Source organism: Micromonospora sp. KC606 (assembly GCF_004348675.1).
Lineage (GTDB): Bacteria > Actinomycetota > Actinomycetes > Mycobacteriales > Micromonosporaceae > Micromonospora.
In genome coordinates, this window is sequence record NZ_SMKN01000360.1 from 1 (window position 1) to 2870 (window position 2870).

The window sequence follows — 2870 nt, forward strand, 5'->3', positions numbered from 1 at the left end:
GTTTCAGATGACGCGGGCGCCGGGGACCGGGCCGTGGGCGACGCGGACCTGCCGGCACACCCCGGCCGCCGCCAGCCCGCCCGCGACGCGCTCCGCGTCGGCCGCGTCGGCGGCGAGGAATACGCACGTCGGCCCCGACCCGGAGACGATGCCGGCGAGCGCGCCGGCCGACTCACCGGCCTTCAGGGTGTCGGCGAGCGATGGGCGCATAGCCAGCGCGGCATCCTGCAGATCGTTGCCGAGGTTGGCGGCGAGCACCCGGGGGTCGCGCTGGCGCAGCGCCGCGAGCAGCCCGTCGGTGCTGCCCAGCGGCGCACCGACGGTGCCGGCGTCGCGGAGCCGGTCCAGCTCCCGGTAGGCGGCCGGGGTGGACAGGCCACCGTCGGCGATGGCCACCACCCAGTGCCAGGAGGTGGGGCGGGCCAGCACCGGGCTGACCGCCTCGCCCCGGCCGGTGCCGAGAGCCGTGCCGCCGTGGATCAAAAACGGCACGTCGGACCCGAGGTCGGCGGCGATGCCGGCCAGCTCGTCCCGGGACAGCCCGGTGCCCCAGAGGGCATCGCAGGCGACCAGGGCGGCGGCGGCGTCCGCGCTGCCGCCGGCCAGCCCGCCGGCGAGCGGAATCTGCTTGCGCAGGTGCAGCCGGGCGTGGGGCATGACGCCGGAGTACCCGGCGAGGGCGTGGGCCGCCCGGATGACCAGGTTGGTGTCGTCGAGGGCCAACTCGCCGGCGCCCTCGCCCTCCATGGTGAGGGTGAGCGTGTCGCCCCGGCGGGCGGTGAGCTCGTCGTAGATGGAGATCGCGTGGTAGACGGTGTTCAGCTCGTGGTAGCCGTCGCGGCGCAGCGGCCCCACCCCGAGGTGCAGGTTGACCTTGGCAGGCACCCGGACCTTGACCGGCCCGCTGGCACCCCGCCGCCGCTGCTCGTCCTCGTCGTCCGGTCGCCAGGCCTCGGTCACGGGGTGAGATCCCGCGAACGCAGGCGGATGTCGAACGGCTTCTCCACGATCAGCTCCTCGGCGGAGTCGACGGCCGGCTCGCACCCGCCGTCGATCGGTCGTACGCGTACACGCGTGGGTGGGACGGCGCCAGCCTACTGCGCGGCGTCGGTGGGGGTGGGAGCCGACGCGGCGATCGCGGCGAACTGCTCCACGGTGAGCGATTCCCCGCGCGCGCCAGGATCCACCCCGGCGGCGGTGAGCGCGGCGGCGGCCCGGTCCGCGCCGCCGGCCCATCCGGCCAGGGCGGCGCGCAGCGTCTTGCGGCGTTGGGCGAAGGCGGCGTCGACCACGGCGAAGACAGCCTGCCGGGCGACGTCGGGGCGGGGCGGGTCGCGGCGGGTGAAGGCGACCAGCCCGGAGTCGACGTTCGGCACCGGCCAGAACACGTTCGGTGGCACCCGGCCGGCGGCGCGGACGCGGGAGTACCAGGCGAGCTTCACCGACGGGATGCCGTACACCTTGGAGCCGGGACCGGCGACGAGCCGGTCGGCGACCTCCTTCTGCACCATCACCAGGCCGTGGCGGAGGCTGGGCAGCTCGGCGAGCAGGTGCAGCACCACTGGCACGGCGACGTTGTACGGCAGATTCGCCACCAGCGCGGTCGGCGCCGGGTCGGCCAGTTCGGCGGCGGTGACCCGCAGCGCGTCGGCGCGGTGCACGGTGAGCCGGGCGGCGTCGGCGCCGACGTGCCGGGCGGCGGTCTCCGGCAGCGCGCCGGCCAGCGCCGGGTCGATCTCCACGGCGTGCACGTGCGCGGCCACCGGCAGCAGGGCCAGGGTGAGCGAGCCGAGACCGGGGCCGACCTCCAACGCCACGTCGTCCGGGGCGAGCCCGGCGGCGGTGACGATGCGGCGCACCGTGTTCGGGTCGTGCACGAAGTTCTGGCCGAGCTTCTTCGTCGGGTGCACCCCGAGCCGGGCGGCGAGTTCCCGGATCTCCGCCGGGCCGAGGAGACCGGTCACGCCCGTAGCGTAGCGACGGGCTCGGGCCCGCTCACCACGGGCCGAAGACCCGGTCGCCGGTAGTGGAGATCGCCGCGCACAGCTCGTCCAGGTCGGCCCCGGTGGTCACGGCCAGGGACCGGACCGTCAGCGGGATCAGGTACGACGCGTTGGGCCGGCCCCGGTGCGGCATCGGAGTCAGGTACGGCGCGTCGGTCTCCACCAGGATCTGGTCCAGCGGGGTGAGCGCGGCGGCCTCGCGGAGCGCGCCGGCGCTGCCGAAGGTGACGGTGCCGGCGAAGCTGAGCAGGTAGCCTCGCCGGACGCACTCGCGGGCGAACTCGGCGTCACCGGAGAAGCAGTGCAACACCACCGTGTCGGGGGCGCCCTCGTCGTCGAGGACGCGCAGCACGTCGGCGTGCGCGTCCCGGTCGTGGATGACCAGCGCCTTGCCGTACCGCTTGGCGATGGCGACATGCGCGCGGAAGCTCTCCTCCTGCGCGGCCCGCCCCTCGTCCCCGGTGCGGAAGAAGTCCATCCCGGTCTCGCCGATTCCACGCACCCGGTCGCGGGCGGCGAGCGCCTCGATCTGGCGCAGCGCCTCGTCCAGGTCGGCCAGGCGGGGCGCCTCGTTCGGATGCAGCGCCACGGTGGCCAGCACCGCCGGGTACCGCTCGGCGACGTCGGCACCCCAGCGGGAGGAGTCGACGTCGACCCCGACCTGGACCAGCCGGTCCACACCGACGCCGGCGGCCACCTCGATCGCGGCGGCGACCGGGTCGTCGGCCGGGCGGCCGTCGTGGTCGCGGCCGGGCGGCTCGCCGCTCTGGCTCGCCTGCGGCGCTCGCGGCGGCGCCCCGGCCTCGCTGACCGTGATGTCCAGGTGGGTGTGGCTGTCCGGCACGGGGTGGGGCAACGGCTCCGGGG

3 protein-coding genes are annotated in these 2870 nt (G+C 75.8%); all 3 read right to left on the reverse strand.

The genetic code is table 11. The features are described 5' to 3' along the window. Positions 1–3: 3 nt before the first annotated feature. Positions 4–960 (reverse strand): 4-(cytidine 5'-diphospho)-2-C-methyl-D-erythritol kinase, encoded by a 957-nt coding sequence (locus E1193_RS30890; protein WP_132186655.1) that lies wholly within the window; start codon positions 958–960, stop codon positions 4–6. Between the two features lie 134 nt (positions 961–1094). After that, positions 1095–1964 (reverse strand): 16S rRNA (adenine(1518)-N(6)/adenine(1519)-N(6))-dimethyltransferase RsmA, encoded by an 870-nt coding sequence (gene rsmA, locus E1193_RS30895; protein WP_132186656.1) that lies wholly within the window; start codon positions 1962–1964, stop codon positions 1095–1097. Between the two features lie 31 nt (positions 1965–1995). Further along, positions 1996–2870, reverse strand: an 875-nt coding sequence (locus E1193_RS30900; RefSeq protein ID WP_132186657.1) for a TatD family hydrolase, incomplete at its 5' end; no start/stop codon positions are given.